Annotated in this window: 16 protein-coding genes; 10 read left to right on the forward strand and 6 right to left on the reverse strand. The window is 74.7% G+C overall.

The genetic code is table 11. The annotated features are described in order from the left end of the window. From AC0CYZ_RS30870 to AC0CYZ_RS30880, 3 genes are all read right to left on the reverse strand, one after another. Positions 1-952: FGGY family carbohydrate kinase (locus tag AC0CYZ_RS30870; RefSeq protein WP_472221943.1), on the reverse strand; the 952-nt coding region annotated here is incomplete at its 3' end. A gap of 3 nt (positions 953-955) precedes the next feature. Continuing rightward, a complete protein-coding gene (locus tag AC0CYZ_RS30875) occupies positions 956-2,356 on the reverse strand; it encodes an MFS transporter (protein ID WP_472221945.1) in 1,401 nt (466 codons plus the stop codon). A 78-nt stretch (positions 2,357-2,434) separates the two neighbouring features. Beyond that, positions 2,435-3,229, reverse strand: a complete 795-nt coding sequence (locus AC0CYZ_RS30880; protein ID WP_472221947.1) for a DeoR/GlpR family DNA-binding transcription regulator — start codon at positions 3,227-3,229, stop codon at positions 2,435-2,437. A gap of 107 nt (positions 3,230-3,336) precedes the next feature. Between AC0CYZ_RS30880 and AC0CYZ_RS30885 the strand changes: the two genes are divergently transcribed. The 7 genes from AC0CYZ_RS30885 (at position 3,337) to AC0CYZ_RS30915 (ending at position 10,672) form a co-directional block, all read left to right on the forward strand. Continuing rightward, a complete protein-coding gene (locus AC0CYZ_RS30885; RefSeq protein WP_472221949.1) occupies positions 3,337-4,035 on the forward strand; it encodes an HAD family hydrolase in 699 nt (232 codons plus the stop codon). Next, the gene (locus AC0CYZ_RS30890; RefSeq protein WP_472221951.1) at positions 4,032-5,807 is read left to right on the forward strand and encodes a dihydroxyacetone kinase family protein; all 1,776 of its coding nucleotides are present in this window, start codon (positions 4,032-4,034) and stop codon (positions 5,805-5,807) included. Before AC0CYZ_RS30885 ends, AC0CYZ_RS30890 begins: the two co-directional genes overlap by 4 nt. Positions 5,808-5,819: 12 nt before the next feature. After that, positions 5,820-6,290, forward strand: a complete 471-nt coding sequence (locus AC0CYZ_RS30895; protein ID WP_472221953.1) for an RpiB/LacA/LacB family sugar-phosphate isomerase — start codon at positions 5,820-5,822, stop codon at positions 6,288-6,290. Then, entirely contained in the window at positions 6,287-7,393 is a 1,107-nt protein-coding gene (locus AC0CYZ_RS30900; RefSeq protein WP_472221955.1) for a 2-hydroxyacid dehydrogenase, read from the forward strand. The genes AC0CYZ_RS30895 and AC0CYZ_RS30900 overlap by 4 nt, the downstream gene beginning before the upstream one ends. After that, positions 7,390-8,877 (forward strand): FGGY family carbohydrate kinase, encoded by a 1,488-nt coding sequence (locus AC0CYZ_RS30905; RefSeq protein WP_472221957.1) that lies wholly within the window; start codon positions 7,390-7,392, stop codon positions 8,875-8,877. Before AC0CYZ_RS30900 ends, AC0CYZ_RS30905 begins: the two co-directional genes overlap by 4 nt. Positions 8,878-8,906: 29 nt before the next feature. Then, positions 8,907-9,677 carry an SDR family oxidoreductase gene (locus AC0CYZ_RS30910; RefSeq protein WP_472221959.1) on the forward strand — a complete coding sequence of 257 codons (771 nt, stop codon included), beginning with the start codon at positions 8,907-8,909 and terminating at the stop codon, positions 9,675-9,677. Positions 9,678-9,901: 224 nt separating this feature from the next. Beyond that, positions 9,902-10,672: a DUF4118 domain-containing protein gene (locus tag AC0CYZ_RS30915; RefSeq protein WP_472221961.1), complete on the forward strand. Its 771-nt coding sequence runs from the start codon at positions 9,902-9,904 to the stop codon at positions 10,670-10,672. Positions 10,673-10,755: 83 nt separating this feature from the next. On the opposite strand, the gene AC0CYZ_RS30920 is transcribed toward AC0CYZ_RS30915, so the two are convergent. Together AC0CYZ_RS30920 and AC0CYZ_RS30925 are read right to left on the reverse strand one after the other, a co-directional pair. After that, positions 10,756-11,142 (reverse strand): VOC family protein, encoded by a 387-nt coding sequence (locus AC0CYZ_RS30920; protein ID WP_472221973.1) that lies wholly within the window; start codon positions 11,140-11,142, stop codon positions 10,756-10,758. 107 nt (positions 11,143-11,249) lie between these two features. Next, positions 11,250-11,726, reverse strand: a complete 477-nt coding sequence (locus AC0CYZ_RS30925; protein WP_472221963.1) for a MarR family winged helix-turn-helix transcriptional regulator — start codon at positions 11,724-11,726, stop codon at positions 11,250-11,252. A gap of 92 nt (positions 11,727-11,818) precedes the next feature. On the opposite strand from AC0CYZ_RS30925, the gene AC0CYZ_RS30930 reads away from it, so the two are divergent. Continuing rightward, positions 11,819-12,610 (forward strand): hypothetical protein, encoded by a 792-nt coding sequence (locus AC0CYZ_RS30930; protein ID WP_472221965.1) that lies wholly within the window; start codon positions 11,819-11,821, stop codon positions 12,608-12,610. A gap of 22 nt (positions 12,611-12,632) precedes the next feature. Here AC0CYZ_RS30930 and AC0CYZ_RS30935 read toward each other — a convergent pair whose 3' ends face one another. Then, positions 12,633-13,718, reverse strand: a complete 1,086-nt coding sequence (locus AC0CYZ_RS30935) for a nitrilase-related carbon-nitrogen hydrolase (protein WP_472221967.1) — start codon at positions 13,716-13,718, stop codon at positions 12,633-12,635. Positions 13,719-13,822: 104 nt separating this feature from the next. On the opposite strand from AC0CYZ_RS30935, the gene AC0CYZ_RS30940 reads away from it, so the two are divergent. Further along, positions 13,823-14,596 carry a cyclase family protein gene (locus AC0CYZ_RS30940; RefSeq protein WP_472221969.1) on the forward strand — a complete coding sequence of 258 codons (774 nt, stop codon included), beginning with the start codon at positions 13,823-13,825 and terminating at the stop codon, positions 14,594-14,596. Further along, positions 14,593-15,747 (forward strand): thiamine pyrophosphate-binding protein (locus AC0CYZ_RS30945; RefSeq protein ID WP_472221971.1); only part of this gene is annotated, 1,155 nt, incomplete at its 3' end. The genes AC0CYZ_RS30940 and AC0CYZ_RS30945, both read left to right, overlap by 4 nt.

Raw genomic sequence — 15,747 nt, forward strand, 5'->3', positions numbered from 1 at the left:
GCGCGTCGGTGATCTCGCCGAACCGGGTCGGGTCGACGAGCTCGGCGAGCACGGCGGCCCCGGTGCTCGACGCGCCGCCGGGCAGCCACCACCCGGCCTGCGGGTCTCGGTGGCAGTACACGGTGCCGGTGGGGTCGTGCAGGAGCTCGGCGGAGACCCCCTTGAGGACGAGCGTCGTGCCCAGCACCGCGTTCCAGTGGCCCGGGCGGACGGCGCCCGCCCCGAACTGCGCCGCGCAGCCGTCGGTCAGCCCCGCCAGCACCGGGGTCCCGCGGGGGAGCCCGGTCGCGGTCGCCACGGCCTCCCCGACGCCGCCGAGCTCCCGTCCCGGCGCGACGACGGCGGGCAGCGCGGCGGGGTCGACGCCGAGCGCGGCGAGCACGTCACCGGGCCAGCGGTCGCCCAGCAGGTCGTAGCCGGTCTTGAGCGCGGTGCTGGTGTCGGTGGGCACGTCGTGGCCCACCAGGTGGGCGGTGACGACGTCGGTCTGGTGGCGGAGGTGGGCGCCGGGGTGCTCCTCGAGCAGCGCGAGCGCGGTGGGCAGCGCCCAGGTGGCGCCCACCTGGTAGCCGAGCCGGTCCCACAGCGCGGCGCCGGCCGCCCGGACCCGCTCGACGTGGGCGGCTCCCCGCGCGTCGTCGTACATGACGCCCGGTGTCAGCGGCGTCCCGTCGGACCTGGTGAGCACGACGGTGCCCGACGTCGCGTCGACCGCGACCCCGCCGATCGCGGCGGGGTCGACCCCGGCCACCACCTCGGCGAGGACGGCGTCCACCGCCCGCGTCCAGTCGCCCGGGTCCTGCTCGTGGCGCGCGGACCCGTCGGGGCCCTCCGCCCGCCGGCTCCGCAGCGGGCGGGTGGCCGCCGCCCCCACCGTGCCGTCGTCGGCGACGGCCAGGGCCCGCACGCTCTGCGTGCCGAGGTCGACCCCGATCCAGGTGCGCGGGCCCACGGGTCAGGCGGCGGCGGTGCGGTCGGTGTCCGCCCGGGCGGCGGCGTTCTGGCGGGCCACCCCGGGGTCGATGTCGGAGCGGATGATCAGGGAGACCCCCGCGACGATGAGGTACATGACGCAGTAGGCGATCACCACGCCGCCGCCGCCGAAGACCGGGTAGAACGCCGTCACCGTCAGCGGCCCGAGCAGGGCGGCGCCCCCGGCACCGGTGTTGAGGATGGCCAGCGCCGCGCCCTTGTCCTTGACCGCGACCATCGAGGGCATCAGCGCGGAGAGCGGCACGAACCCGGCCAGTACGATCCCGTAGATCGCGCCGAGGATCGCCGTGACGAGGAAGCTCTGCGAGGCGATCGCCACGAAGTACCAGAGCGGGACGGCGACGGCGCACCCGAGGCAGCCGAAGAACGTCACCGTGCGCCGCCAGCCGAAGTGGTCGCCGAACACCCCGAAGAACAGGTTGGCGCCGATGTTCGCCGCGTAGGTCACGGTCGCCAGCACCGCGACCTGCGCGGTCGTCAGGAACCCGCCGCCGGGGGTCTCGGGACCGAAGACGAAGGGGAACATCGCGAAGAAGCCGTACTGCGGCGCGGTGTTGACGAGGCGGACGAAGAACCCGGCGATGGTGCGCTTGTCGCGCCAGAGGATGTCGATGCCCTCGGTGAGCCGGGCGAGGCTGCGCGGCCGGGCCACGGTCTCGTCGGCGATCGGCGCCAGGCCCTGGGGCTCGGTGACCGCGAAGCAGCCGATGAGGGCGCCGACGGCGACCACGATCAGCGACAGCACGAGCGTGCCGTACTCGCTGATGCCCAGCGGGCCCACGCAGATCGCAGCGAACGCCGCACCGAGGGTCGGCAGCCCGCCGGTGAAGGCGAACCAGAACCACCCGGCGGCCGAGCCGCGCATCTGCGGCCGCGCGATCGTCTGGATCCAGACGAGGAACGCGAACGCGAACAGCGGGTAGGCCAGGCCGCGGACGGCGTAGACGGTGATGATCAGCGGTGCGTTCTGGGCCGGGATCGCCACGAACAGGAAGAGGATCTCGAAGACGACCCAGATGGCGGCGCCGAGCCACATCACCCGTCGCGGTCCCCAGATCGCGGACAGCGTCCCCGAGAACCACGACGCGATCAGCGCGGCGACGCCGTAGAGCGTCACGGTGGCGAACGAGGCCTGCGCGCCGTCGAGCCCGCCACCGTTCGGCTCCGCGAGGAAGGCGGACAGGAAGCTGGTCTCGACGCCGTCGCCGATCATGAAGATCAGCACCCCGACGAAGCCCCAGCGCAGGGGGTACGGGATCCCCCAGCGCTCGATGCCCGACCGGGTCTCGGCCGCGCCGCCCACCGGCGGCCCGGACCCCGGTGCGCCCGGGGCAGCACTACGGCTCGCGTCGTTCTCGCTCACGGGGATCGCCTCCACGTCGGTGTGTGCGCCCCCACATGTAACAAGCCGAGTGTTAACTTCACAACCCTCAGCGCGAACTCAGCGTGCCGCGACGGTCACGGAGACGTGCTCCCGCATCTCGGCCAGGAGCTCGTCGCCGATGCCGTCGTCGACCACCAGCTCGTCGAACGCGTCCAGGGGCCGGAGCTGGTGCAGCGCCCGCCGGGGTGCCTTGCTCGAGTCCATGAGCAGCACCGTGCGCGCGGCCGCGTCGAGCATGGCCCGCTTGACCAGCACGATGTCCTGCTCCTGGTGGTAGGTCATCGAGCCCGTCATCGACGAGGTGGAGACGAAGGCGGCGTCGACGGACATCCGGGCGATCGACTCCGTGCAGCCGATCCCGCCGAACGAGTCGTGGGTGCGCGAGTAGTCGCCCCCGAGGGCGATCAGGCGCACCTCGGGCAGCTCCTTGAGGAGCTGCATCGCGGGGAGGTAGTTCGTCACCACGGTGAGCGGACCCACGCTCGAGATGCGTTCGAGCAGCGTCAACGCCGTCGTGGAGTCGTCGACCATGATCGACGACCCGGGCTCGACGCGCGCGAGCGCGGCGCCGGCGATCGCGGCCTTCTCGGCGCGGTGCGTGGTGCGCCGGTACTCGGAGTGGGACTCGAACACCGATGTCGGCTGGGCCGAGACGCCCCCGTGGAACTTGCGCACCAGGCCGCGGCGCACCAGCTCGTCGACGTCGCGGTGCACGGTCATCAAGCTGACGCCGGCGAGGTCCGCGAGCTCCGCGGCGCTCGCCTGGCCGGCGGCGAGGACGTGCTCGACGATCCGCTGCTGGCGGGCCGTGCGGGCGTGCATCACGGGGGTCGACTGCCGGTCGTCGCTCACGCCGACCAGCATCCCTCAGCGGTCCACCGGACCGGGATCACGATCTCCTCTTCAGTCGATCACATCTCGGGTGTTAATTTCCCATCGCCGATGGGAGGAGTTCGACGATGACTGCTCATCCACCCGCCCCTGCCGCCGTGGTCTTCGACCTCGACGGGGTCCTGCTCGAGAGCGAGCACCTGTGGGAGGAGTTCTGGACCCGCTACGCGGCCCGCTTCTCCGTCACCTGGACCGCGGCGGACACCGGCCACGTCCAGGGCATGAGCGCCCAGGAGTGGTCGGCGTACCTGGCCGACCGCGTCGGCAACGTCGAGGACCCGGCCAGCGCCGAGCGTGCGGTCGTCGACGACATGATCGGTGCCCTGGAGGCGGGGCGGATGGAGCCCTACGACGGCGCGGTGACGATGGTCCGCGAGGTCGCCGCGCGGGTGCCGGTCGGTCTCGCGACCTCGGCCACGCGCCGCCTCATCGACGCGGTGATGGAGCGCCACGACCTCGCCTCGTCCTTCCGGGCGACGGTCTCCAGCGCCGAGGTCCCCCGGGGCAAGCCGAGCCCGGACGTCTACCTCGAGGCGGCCCGGCGGCTGGGCGTCGAGGGGTCGGACTGCATCGGCGTCGAGGACTCGAGCAACGGCATCCGCGCCGCCCACGCGGCGGGCATGACCGTCGTCGCCATCCCCAATCCGACGTACCCGCCGAAGCCGGACGCGATGGAGCTCGCGTCCCGGGTCGCCGACGGTGTCCCCGCGGCCCACCGGGAGATCCTCGCGCTGCTCGACGGCGTGCGGACCGGGGCCGGCCGATGACCGCCCCGGCCCGGACCCTCACCGACCCCGCCACCTTCAAGGCGCGCTGGGTCGACGGCCTCGTCGCCGCGTACTCCCGCACCGTGCGCCGCGCCCCGGACGCCTTCGGGGTGCTCTCGCGGGCCGCGCCGCGCGACGGCAAGGTCGCCGTCGTCATCGGCGGCGGGTGCGGGCACTACCCGGCCTTCGCCGGCGTGGTCGGCCCCGGGCTGGCCGACGCCGCCGTCATCGGCGACGTGTTCACCAGCCCGTCCGCGGAGCAGGCGTACCGGACCGCCAAGGCCGTGGACGGCGGGGCGGGGGTGCTGTTCAGCTACGGCAACTACGCCGGCGACGTCATGCACTTCGGCCTGGCCGCCCGCCGGCTCGCCGCCGAGGGCATCGAGTCACGGACCGTGCTGGTCACCGACGACGTCGCGAGCGGCCCGGACGACCGGCGGGAGACCCGCCGCGGCGTGGCCGGCGACTTCTTCGTGTTCAAGGTGCTCGGCGCGGCGGCCGAGCGCGGCGACGACCTCGCCACCGTGGCGGCCGTGGGCGAGCACGCCAACGACATGACCCGCACCTTCGGCGTGGCCTTCGACGGTTGCACGCTGCCCGGGCAGCGCGAGCCGCTGTTCACCGTCGAGCCCGGCACGATGGAGCTCGGCCTGGGCATCCACGGCGAGCCCGGGATGCGCACGGTGGACTCGGTGGACGCCCACGAGCTCGCCGACCTGCTCGTCGACCAGCTGCTCGACCAGCTCCCCGACGGCGGCGACGGCCGCGTCGCGGTCCTGCTCAACGGGCTCGGGAGCACTCCGTACGAGGACCTCTTCGTCACCTACGGGCGCGTGCACGAGCGCCTGCTCGCGGCCGGCCTGCGCCCGCACCGCCCCGAGGTCGGCGAGTTCGTCACCTCGATGGACATGGCCGGGCTCTCGCTCACCCTGATGCCGCTCGACGACGAGCTCGCCGAGCTCTACGACGCCCCCTGCGAGACCCCGGGCTTCCGCCTCGGGGCGGGCTGGTCGCTGGCCGGCGACGGTCCGGCGCCCGACGACGTCCCGGAGGCCGAGCGGCGCACGCCGTCGGTCGCACCGCCGCTCTCCGAGACCGACCCCGGCGCCGGGGGCGTGGCGGCCGCCGCGCTGACCGCCGCGCTCGAGGCCGTCACCGAGCACGAGGACGAGCTCGGGCGCCTCGACGCGGTCGCCGCCGACGGCGACCACGGGCAGGGCATCGTCCGGGGGATGCGCGGCGCGGTGGCCGCGGCACGGACCAGCGGCGCCTCGGGCGACACCGCCGCGGACGTCGGGACCGCGCTGCTCGCCGCGGGGACCGCCCTGGCCGACGCGGCCGGCGGGGCGTCCGGCGCGCTCTACGGCGTGCTGCTGACCGAGACCGGCGGGCAGCTGGCGGCCCACGGCGACACCGCGGTGACCCTTGCGGCGCTCGCCGACGCCGTGGGCGCCGCGCAGTCCGCGGTCACCGACCTCGGCGGGGCGAAGCCCGGCGACAAGACCATGGTCGACGGGTTGGCCGCCTTCACGGCCGGCCTGCGCGCCGCGGTCGAGCGCGGCGACGCGCTCGCGGCCGGGTTCACCGCCGCGGCCGCCGACGCCCGGCAGGCCGCGGCCGACACCGCCGACCTCGACGCGGTGGTGGGGCGGGCCGCTCGGCTGGGCGGCGAGCGGTCGCGGGGCAGCGCCGACCCCGGCGCGACCTCGCTCGCGTACATGCTCACCGCGGTCGGCGAGGTCCTCGCCGCACGCGCAGAGAAGGAGGCCTGAGGAGTGTCCGGGATGAGGGTGGCCGTAGCGGCCGACAGCGCCGGCCTGGCCCTGAAGGACGTGCTCGCCGAGGCGATGCGGAACGACGACCGGGTCTCCGAGGTGACCGACTTCGGCGTGCCCGACGACGGCGACGACCGCGCGTACCCGCTGCTCGGGCTGGCGGCCGCCCAGGCGGTCGCCGAGGGGCAGGCCGACCGGGCCGTGCTCTGCTGCGGCACCGGGATCGGCATGGCGATCTCGGCGAACAAGGTCGAGGGCGTGCGCGCGACCGTCGCCTACGACGCCTACTCCGTCGAGCGCTCGGTCAAGTCCAACAACTGCCAGGTGCTGTGCCTGGGCGGCCGGGTCATCGGCCCCGAGCTCGCCAAGAAGATCGTCGACGACTGGCTGGGCTACGAGTTCGACCCGGAGTCCCCCAGCGCCGAGAAGATCGCCCACATCACCGCGTTCGAGCAGGACCACCAGCCGCACGGGAGATGAGCACGATGGACTCGCAACGACGCGACGCCCCCGGGACCCGCGTGCTCGCCGCCGGCGACCACTTCGTCGCCCCGTCCCTGTTCGAGACCGCCCTGCGCGACGAGCCCGGCCTGCCCGGGCTCGACGTCGTCCACCTCACCAGCGGCTGGCCCACCGATCCGTTCGGGCCGGTCGGCTCCGGGGACTCGGTGGTGCAGGAGGCGTCGGGCACCGAGAACGAGCTCGTCGAGGCGCTCGACGGGACCACCGTCTGCCTGACCCAGATGGCCCCGCTCACCGCGCGCGTGTTCGACGCCCGGCCGGAGCTGGAGATGGTCGCGGTGTGCCGGGGCGGCCCGGTGAACGTCGACCTCGACGCCGCCGACCGGGCCGGGGTCGCCGTCGCCCAGGCTCCCGGGCGGAACGCCGCGGCCGCCGCGGAGTTCGCGGTGGGCATGGCCCTGGCCGCGCTGCGCCGCATCCCGTTCGCGAACGCCGAGCTGCACGCCGGGCGCTGGCGCGGCGACTTCTACGCCTACGACGAGGCCGGGCTCGAGCTCGACGGGGCCACCGTCGGCCTGGTCGGCTACGGCGCCATCGGGCGCATCGTCGCCCGGGTGCTGCACGCGTTCGGCGCGACGGTGCTCGTCGCCGACCCGTACACCGACGCGGCCACCGCGAACGCCGACGGCGTCCGGCTCGTGGAGCTCGACGAGCTGCTGCGCGCGTCGTCGGTGGTCAGCCTGCACGCGCGGCTCACCGACGAGACCCGCGGCATCATCGGCGCGCGGGAGCTCTACCTGCTGCCCGACGGTGCGGTCCTGGTGAACACCGCGCGCGGCGGGCTGCTCGACCACGCGCCGCTCGCGGACGCCCTGCGCTCCGGGCGCCTCGGCGGGCTCGCGCTCGACGTCTACGACGTGGAGCCCCCGCCCGACGACTGGCCGCTGCGCGACCTCCCCAACGTCGTCGCCACCCCGCACCTGGCCGGGGCCACCCGCCAGACCGCGCACCGGGCCGCGTCGATCGCGGCCGGGGAGGCGGCGCGGTTCCTGCGCGGCGAGGCGCTGCGGCACCCCGCGAACGCCGCGGCCCGCGCGCTGACCGAGGGCGTGCGGTCGTGATCGTCGGGGTCGACGTCGGGACGTCGATGACGAAGGCCGACGCCTACGACGACCACGGCCGCAAGCTGGCCTCGGCCGAGCGGGCGTCGCGGCTCGAGCAGTACCCCGACGGCCGCGTCGAGCAGGACCTCGAGGACGTCCTCGCCTCGGCGGTCGACGTCATCCGCCGGGTCGTCGCCGACGGCGGCGAGCCGGTGCGCGCGCTGGCGCTCACCGGGCAGGGCGACGGGCTCTGGCTGCGCGACGCCGACGGCGCCGCCGTCCGCCCGCCGATCTCCTGGCTCGACGACCGCGCCGCCGACGTCGTGCGCGGCTGGCAGGACGACGGGACCGTCGCCGAGGTCTACCGGCGCACCGGGACCGGGCTGTTCCCCGGCTGCCACGCGCCGCTGTTCGTCGCCCTCGAGCGCGACGAGCCGGAGTCGCTGGAGCGCGCCGCCGTCGCCGGCTACTGCGTGGACGCGCTCGTGCAGCGGCTCACCGGCGAGATCACCGTCGACGCCTCGGACGCCTCGTTGCCGTTCCTCGACGTGGTGTCGCGCCGCTACGACGACGGCGCGCTCGCCGCCTGCGGGCTGGAGCACCGCCGGGGGCTGCTCGCGGAGCCGGCCCCGTCGCACGCGGTGTTCGCCCTCGACCGGAGGGGCGCGGAGCTCACCGGGCTCCCCATCGGCACCCCGGTGACCGGCGGCCCGTTCGACCTGCCGGCCTGCGCGGTCGGGGCCGGGCTCTCCACCCCGGGCGACGGCCTGTTGATCATCGGGACGACCCTGGCCTGCGAGGTGTTCACCGACCGGGTCGACCCGGAGCCGAACCCGGAACCGGCCGGGATGTGGCTGTGCACCCCCGACGAGGGCGTGTGGCTGCGGGCGATGCCGGCCATGGTCGGGACCGCCGGGCTGGACTGGCTGCTGGACTTCCTCGGCGTCGGGATCGACGCCCTCGGCGACCTGCTCGACGGCACGAGTCCGGGCGCCGGCGGGGTGTCCGCGCTGCCGTTCCTCTCGGCGTCGGGGGAGCGGGCGCCGTTCGTCGACACCCGGGCCCGGGGCCAGATCGAGGGCGTCACGCTGGGCACCGGCCGCGGCGACGTGGTCCGCGCGGTGTGCGAGGGCATCGCCTACACCGCCAAGCACTGCTTCGAGCGGGCCGCGTCCTCCGCCGACGGCGAGGGCCGGCTGGTGGCGTGCGGCGGCGGCTCGCGCTCCGGGCCGTGGGCCCAGATCTTCGCCGACGTCCTCGACCGGCCGCTGGTGGTCCCCGACGACCCGGGCCTCGGCACCCGCGGCGCCGCCGTCACCGCCGCCCGCGCCCTCGGCGACGACCTCGACCCCGCCACCTGGGCCGCGCCCTCGCGGATCGTCGAGCCCTCGCCGCACGCCCGCGAGTGCTACGCGGAGGGCTACCTGCGCTACCGCGCCCACGTCGACACCGCCCGCGACTTCTGGGCCCGCCAGGCCCGCGGGTTCGCCCGCGAGGCCTGACACCGACCGCCCCACCCGGAGGTGACCGCATGACCGGCCTGTTCGACCTCACCGACCGCACCGTCCTCGTGACCGGAGCCGGCAGCGGCATCGGGCAGCGTGTGGCCGTGGGCCTCGCCGAGGCCGGTGCCGACGTGTCCTGCGTCGACCTCGCGGCGCAGCGCACGGGGAGCGAGGAGACCGCCGACCGCATCCGCGCGGTGGGCCGGAGGGCGGCGGTGATCGACGCCGACGTCACCGACGCGGACTCCGTCGAGGCGGCCGTGGCGGCCCACGAGAGCGAGCTCGGCGCCCTCGACGGCGCGGTGAACTGCGCCGGGGTCAACCACGGGGCGCACGCCGAGGAGATGGACGTCGCCGACTTCCGTCGGGTGGTGGACGTCAACCTGACCGGGGTCTTCCTGTGCTGCCAGGCCGAGGGCCGCCGGATGCTCGACCGCGGGCGCGGCGCGATCGTCAACATCGCGTCGATGTCGGCCACGATCGCCAACCGCGGCCTCTGGCAGGCGCACTACAACTCGTCCAAGGCCGGCGTGAAGCACCTGACGACGACGCTGGCCCTCGAGTGGGGCACCCGCGGTGTCCGGGTCAACGCGCTGTCCCCGGGCTACATCGAGACCGCGATGATCGCCGGGCCGGAGTGGACGGACAAGAAGGAGGGCTTCGCCCGAGACACCCCCCTGGGACGCATGGGCACCCCGGACGACCTGGTCGGGCCGGTCGTCTTCCTGCTCTCCGACGCCGCGTCCTACGTCACCGGCGCCGACCTGCTCGCCGACGGCGGCTTCACCGGATGGTGAGCAGCGGGGTGGTCGTCCGGCCGGACGATGAACCGCCCACGTCCCGCCCTCGAAACCCCGCTCCGGAGACGGTCCAGGAGGAGGTCGAGATGAGAGAGCAGCACCGGCGTCCGCGCGGGGACGCCCACTGGCGCTGACGCCGCGCCGTCCCGACGGTCGGTGAGCCCGTCAAGAACGCGTAGACGACCCTTGCCCTCGATGGGATGTCGCCGTTCGCTCACGGGATGACGCAGCCTCCGTCCTCCCTGGTCCGCACCGCGGCGCTCGTGGTGCCCGTCGCGACGGCCGCGGGGGCCGGCGCCGCGCACGGGCTCCTGGCGAACACCTCCGCGGCGCTCGTCCTCGTGCTGGTGGTGGTCGCGGCCGGGGTCGTCGGCGACCGCCTCGCCGGGGTGCTCGCCGCGCTCTCGGCCGCGGCGTCGTTCGACTTCTTCCTCACCGAGCCCTACTACCGGTTCGCGATCCTCGGGCGCGAGGACCTCGAGACCGCCGTGCTGCTGCTGGTCATCGGCGTCGCGGTGGCCGAGATCGTCGGGTGGGGTCGCCGGCAGCAGGCCGACGCCGGCCGCCGTCGGGGCTACCTGACCGGGGTCGCCCACGCCGCCCGGCTCGCGGCCGACGGCTCGCCGGCCGACGACCTCGTGGACACGATCACGGCCATGATCAGCGAGGTGCTCGACCTCGACGCCTGCCTCTTCGAGCCGCCGACCGGAGCGCCGTCCGACCCCGACCGTCCGGTCCTCCACCGCGACGGCAGCATCAGCTGGGCCGGGCGCACCGTCGACGTCCGCCGCGAGGGTCTTCCCGGGATGGACGTCATCGAGCTGGCCGCCGGGCGCGGCGGTGGGGCGGGCCGGTTCCTGCTCACCTCCAGCACCCGGGACCGCCGGCCCGACCCCGAACAGCTCCTCGTCGCGGTCACCCTCGCCGAACAGGTCCCGGTGCCCGACCCGGCGCCGCGCCGCGACCATCCCCGGGGTGCCGGTCTCCGGTAGGACGTCCCGGCCTCACCGAGTGGACCCCCACGACGGCCGGGACGGCCACGAGGGTCCGCTCGGCGCCCGAGGAGCCGTCCGGGTCAGAACGCGTCGCCGGTGCGCCAGGCCATCTCCTGCAGGGTGAGCGTGTTGCCGTCGGGGTCGGTGAGCCCGGCGTACCGGACCCCGCCGCCGACGTCCTCGATCTCCCCGACGGCCACGCCGCGCGCCCGCAGGTCCGCCTGGGCCTGCTCGATGTCGGCGACCACCAGATGCAGGGCCCGGATCGAGCCGGGGGCGGCGTCGTACGCGGGCAGGCCCGTGCCCATCCCGATCGAGCACGCCGACCCGGGCGGTGTCAGCTGCACCACCCGCAGCCCGTCCATCGGGCGCACGTCGAGGTCCTCGGTGAACCCGAGCTCCCCGACGTAGAAGGCCTTGGCGCGGTCGACGTCGGTCACGGGGACCGGCACGAGCTCGAGCTTCATCTGGATCACGGCGAACCTCCTGGTGGCGGGTGCGGACGGGGCCGGGACGGCCCTGCCCCGCCTCCGCGTCGAACGGCCTCGGCTGCCTTCGACACCGGCCGGGGAGATCATCCGCGGGCGACGTGGGTGTCCATGGCGGTCGTCATCCCGTCGAGGAACCGGGCGACGACCCGCAGCTCGTCGACGGTGAAGGTGTCGGTCACCTCGTCGCTCAGCCGCCCGAGGGGGCCGAAGAACTCCTCGGCCACCGCGCGGCCGGCGTCGTCGTAGTGCAGGACGACCTTGCGGCGGTCGTGCTCCGCGCGTCGCCGCCGGAGGTGCCCGGCGCGCTCGAGCCGGTCGATGACCCCGGTCGCCGCGCCCGTCGAGATGCCGAGGGCGGTCGCCAGCGCCCCCGCGGTCATCGGGTCCCCGCGGGATTCCGCGTGCATCACGTGCAGCAGTGCCTCGAGGTCGGTCTGGTGCAACCCCTGGCGCCCGGCGAAGACCTGGCCGACGTGGTGGGAGGCCACGCCCAGGCGCTGGACCAGCTCCACCAGCTCCCGTCGCAGCTGTGCGCGTACCCCGTCGTCGGTCTCGGCCACCGTCGCGCACCTCCCGTCCGTCGTCCCGCTTGCCAGAACCTACTCGGCGAGTCATTCTCTCTGTGAGAGAGATACTCGTGGTGGAGGAAATCATGGTCACCACGACGGACCGGTCCGCCCGGACCGCGCGAGGCGCCGGTCTGCGCCGTTCGCTCCTGGTCGTGCTTGCGGTCGGGCAGGTCGTGAGTGGGCTGCTGACGATGGTGCTGGGCAACCCCTTCACCACCGCCGACCGACCGGGCGAGCCGCCGATCGTCCCCGCCGGGTGGGCGTTCTCGATCTGGGGCCTGGTCGAGCTGCTCAGCGTCGGGTGGGCGGTCTGGGCCGTGCACACGAAGCAGCCCGGCGGGGAGATCCGCGACCGGCTCACCGTCCCGTTGCTCGTGGTCTTCGCCGGCTTCAGCGTGTGGCTCGCGGCCGCGGAGATCGAGCCCGTCTGGACCACGCTGGTGGTGTTCGTCGTCATGCTCGCGGGTCTGTTGCGGGCGCTGGCCGTCGCCGTCGCACACCGGGACGAGATCGCGCGCTGGTCGCCGCTCGGCCGCGGCCTGCTCTGGGGACTGCTCGGGGTCTACACCGGGTGGAGCAGCATCGCGATCTGGGTCAACCTCACCACCGCGTTCGCCGGCAGCGGCGGCCCGATCACCGGCGCGGTCGGCGTGCTCGCCCAGCTCGCCGTGCTCGCCGGGGCCACCGCCACCGCCGTGGCCATCCTGCGGTCCACCGCGGGGCTGCTGCCCTACGCCGCCGCCGTCGCCTGGGCCTTCGTCGGCGCGACGGTCGGCGCCGCCGGTGCCGGCGAGCCCGTCCTCGCGGGCGCCGCGGTCGTCGGCCTGCTCGTCGTCGTGGCGGCCACCGCGCTCACGCGGCGCCGCACGCGCTGACCCCGCCGCATCCCGGCTCGACCTACCCCTCGCCGGGCGCGGGGGTCCCCGGCCGGCGCCACACGTCGCGGTCCTGGAGCAGCGCGATCTGGGTCTCGAGGACCTCGCGGCGGTACTCCTCGTGGTGCGGCGGCTTCGCGTCGAGGTAGAGGTTCTTCGGGTAGATCGGGCGCTCGTACACGATCTGCGCGAGCTCGGCGCGGATGTCCTTCGCCCAGTTCGTGACCTGGGCGGTGGCCCGGTGGTGCCGGAGCGCCTCGATGTCGATCACGCCGCTCACGAACGTCGATCCGTTGGTGTCGAACTGCTTGCCGACGATCTGGCCGCGGTGGTTCACGATCATCGACCGGCCGCCGCCCGCGTCGATCGCGTGCGGGCTGTCCGGGTAGAGGTGGTAGCCACCGATGTTGGGGGCGACGACGTAGAAGTTGTTCTCCAGGGCCCGGGCGCGGTTGGAGATCTCGAAGACGTCGTTCTCGGTGAAGGGCGCGGGCAGCGAGGCCCGGTAGACCACCTCGGCCCCGTTGAGGGCGAGCCCCCGCCCGTTCTCCGGGAAGTTGCCCTCCATCGCCATCATGACCCCGAGGCGCCCCAGCGCGGTGTCGGCGACCGGCCAGAAGGCGTCGAGGGTGCGGCCGTAGCGCTCGATCCACCAGTCGAACAGGTCGTGCGGCGAGACCGACCGCTCCACGGGGAGCAGCGCGTTGAGCTTGTAGTGCACCAGCAGGATCTCCTCCTCCGGGGAGATCACGAGCCCGACGTTGAAGAACAGGTCCGGCCACTCGGGATGACGGGCCTTGGCCTGCGCCATCACGTGCACGCCCCACCGCCGGGCGAGCGCCCCGAGCCGGTCGGTCTCCGGGCCGGGGACGTCGATCGCGCAGTGGTGGGCGAACTCGACGTGGTCGGCGTCGAGGATCTCGTCGTTGAACCCCTGGAGCGCACCCTCGGGGATGACGAGCAGGCGGACCGGGATGTCGAGGTTCGACAGCCAGAACGCGGCCGTCGTGAGGCTCTCGAGGTGCTCGAGGTTGTTCGCGATGTCCGCCCGCTCCCGGATGCCCCAGAAGGTCGGAATCAGCCCGACGGCGTTGTACGGCTCGATCACGGCGCAGTCCTCCGTCCCGGGGGCCCCGACGATAACGAGGAGGGTGGCCTCGCGGGAGCCGGTCGGGTCATGCTCGCGCGCACCCGATCCGCTGAGGAGTGGCCATGTCCGTGCTGTCCGCGTTCGCCGAGGCCCTGGGCTCCGGCGCCGTCGAGGTCGTCGACCTGACGACGCCGCTGCAGGAGTCCACCCCGATCCTGGAGCTCCCGGCGCCGTTCGCGAACACGTCCCGCTTCCGCCTCGAGGAGCTCTCGCGCTACGACGACCGCGGGCCGGCCTGGTACTGGAACGACATCCACACCGGCGAGCACACCGGCACCCACCTCGACGCCCCGAACCACTGGGTGACCGGCCGTGACGGTGCCGACGTCTCGCAGGTCCCGACCACGACGATGGTCGCGCCGGTCGCCGTGGTCGACACGACCGCGGAGGTGGACGCCGATCCGGACTTCCTCCTCGAGGTCGCGCACCTCGAGAAGTGGCAGGCCGAGCACGGCCCGCTCCCCGACGGCGGGTGGCTGCTGTACCGCACCGGGTGGTCGTCGCGCGGCGCGACCCAGGAGGAGTTCACCAACGCCGACGACGCCGGGCCGCACACCCCGGGCGTCTCCGCCGAGTGCGCCCGGTGGATCGCGCAGGAGTCGCCGGTGAGCGGGTTCGGCGTCGAGACCGTCGGCACCGACGCGGGGGCCGCGGGCGGCTTCGACCCGCCGTTCTCCTGCCACCACTTCCTCATGGGCGCGGGCAAGTGGGGCCTGACCAGCCTGCGCAACCTCGACCGGGTCCCGACGACGGGTGCGGTGCTCGTGGTCTGTCCGCTCCCGATCATCGGGGGGTCCGGGTCGCCGGCGCGGGTGCTGGCGCTGGTGGAGCGGTGACGACGACCGTCGCGGAGCAGGTCGGCACGCTGCTCGCGGAGCTCGGCGTAGGGCACGCGTTCGGGGTCGTGGGCAGCGGCAACTTCCACGTGGCGAACGCGCTGCGCGCCGCAGGAGTGCCCTACACGGCCGCCCGGCACGAGGGCGGCGCCGCGACGATGGCCGACGCCTACGCGCGCACCTCGGGCGAGGTCGCCGTCGTGACCACCCACCAGGGCTGCGGGCTGACCAACGCGGTCACCGGGATCGGGGAGGCCGCGAAGTCCCGGACCCCGCTGCTGGTGCTCGCGGCGGACACCGGGGCGGCCGCCGTGCGGTCGAACTTCCGGATCGACCAGGACGCCCTGGTCCGCGCGGTCGGGGCCGTGCCCGAGCGGGTGCACTCGGCGGAGTCCGCGGCCGCCGACGTCGTGCGGGCGTACGGGACGTGCCGCGACCAGCGCCGCACCGTCGTGCTGAACCTCCCCCTCGACGTCCAGGCCCGGCGGAGCCTCGCTGCGGACACCGTCCACGCGACGCCGCCGCCGCCGACCACCTGGCGGCCGCCGCGCCCCGACGCCCGGTCGGTCGCGGAGCTCGCCGCCCTGCTCGACGACGCCGCCCGGCCGGTCTTCATCGCCGGCCGCGGGGCCCGCGGTGCGCGCTCCGAGCTGGAAGCGCTGGCCGACCGGTGCGGGGCGCTGCTGGCCACGTCGGCCGTCGCGCACGGCCTGTTCGCCGGCTCGCCGTGGTCGCTGGGCATCTCGGGCGGGTTCGCCACGCCGCTGGCCGCGGAACTGATCTCCGGCGCCGACCTCGTCGTCGCCTGGGGCGCGTCGCTGACCATGTGGACCACGCGGCACGGGGAGCTCCTCGGCGACGCGACCGTGGTCCAGGTCGACGACACCGCGGCGGCCCTCGGGGCACAGCGGCCGGTCTCGCTCGGAGTGCTCGGCGACGTGGCGGCCACGGCCGCGGACGTGCTGGAGGCGTGCGGCACGACCCCCGGGTACCGCACCGACGACGTCGCCGAGCGCCTGCGCACCGACGTGCGTCACGCCGCGCCGGCACCCGTCGTCGGGAGCGAGCGGATCGACCCGCGGACGCTGTCGGCCGCGCTCGACGAGCTCCTTCCGGCCGAGCGCACCGTCGCCGTCGACTCCGGCAACTTC

Source organism: Actinomycetospora sp. (assembly GCF_055612215.1).

Bases quoted from the DNA above. Each gene is read 5' to 3' on its own strand.
- AC0CYZ_RS30885 (WP_472221949.1), top strand. From the start codon at position 3,337: ATGACTGCTCATCCACCCGCCCCTGCCGCCGTGGTCTTCGACCTCGAC.
- AC0CYZ_RS30890 (WP_472221951.1), top strand. From the start codon at position 4,032: ATGACCGCCCCGGCCCGGACCCTCACCGACCCCGCCACCTTCAAGGCG.
- AC0CYZ_RS30895 (WP_472221953.1), top strand. From the start codon at position 5,820: ATGAGGGTGGCCGTAGCGGCCGACAGCGCCGGCCTGGCCCTGAAGGAC.
- AC0CYZ_RS30900 (WP_472221955.1), top strand. From the start codon at position 6,287: ATGAGCACGATGGACTCGCAACGACGCGACGCCCCCGGGACCCGCGTG.
- AC0CYZ_RS30910 (WP_472221959.1), top strand. From the start codon at position 8,907: ATGACCGGCCTGTTCGACCTCACCGACCGCACCGTCCTCGTGACCGGA.
- AC0CYZ_RS30915 (WP_472221961.1), top strand. From the start codon at position 9,902: ATGACGCAGCCTCCGTCCTCCCTGGTCCGCACCGCGGCGCTCGTGGTG.
- AC0CYZ_RS30920 (WP_472221973.1), bottom strand. From the start codon at position 11,142: ATGAAGCTCGAGCTCGTGCCGGTCCCCGTGACCGACGTCGACCGCGCC.
- AC0CYZ_RS30930 (WP_472221965.1), top strand. From the start codon at position 11,819: ATGGTCACCACGACGGACCGGTCCGCCCGGACCGCGCGAGGCGCCGGT.
- AC0CYZ_RS30940 (WP_472221969.1), top strand. From the start codon at position 13,823: ATGTCCGTGCTGTCCGCGTTCGCCGAGGCCCTGGGCTCCGGCGCCGTC.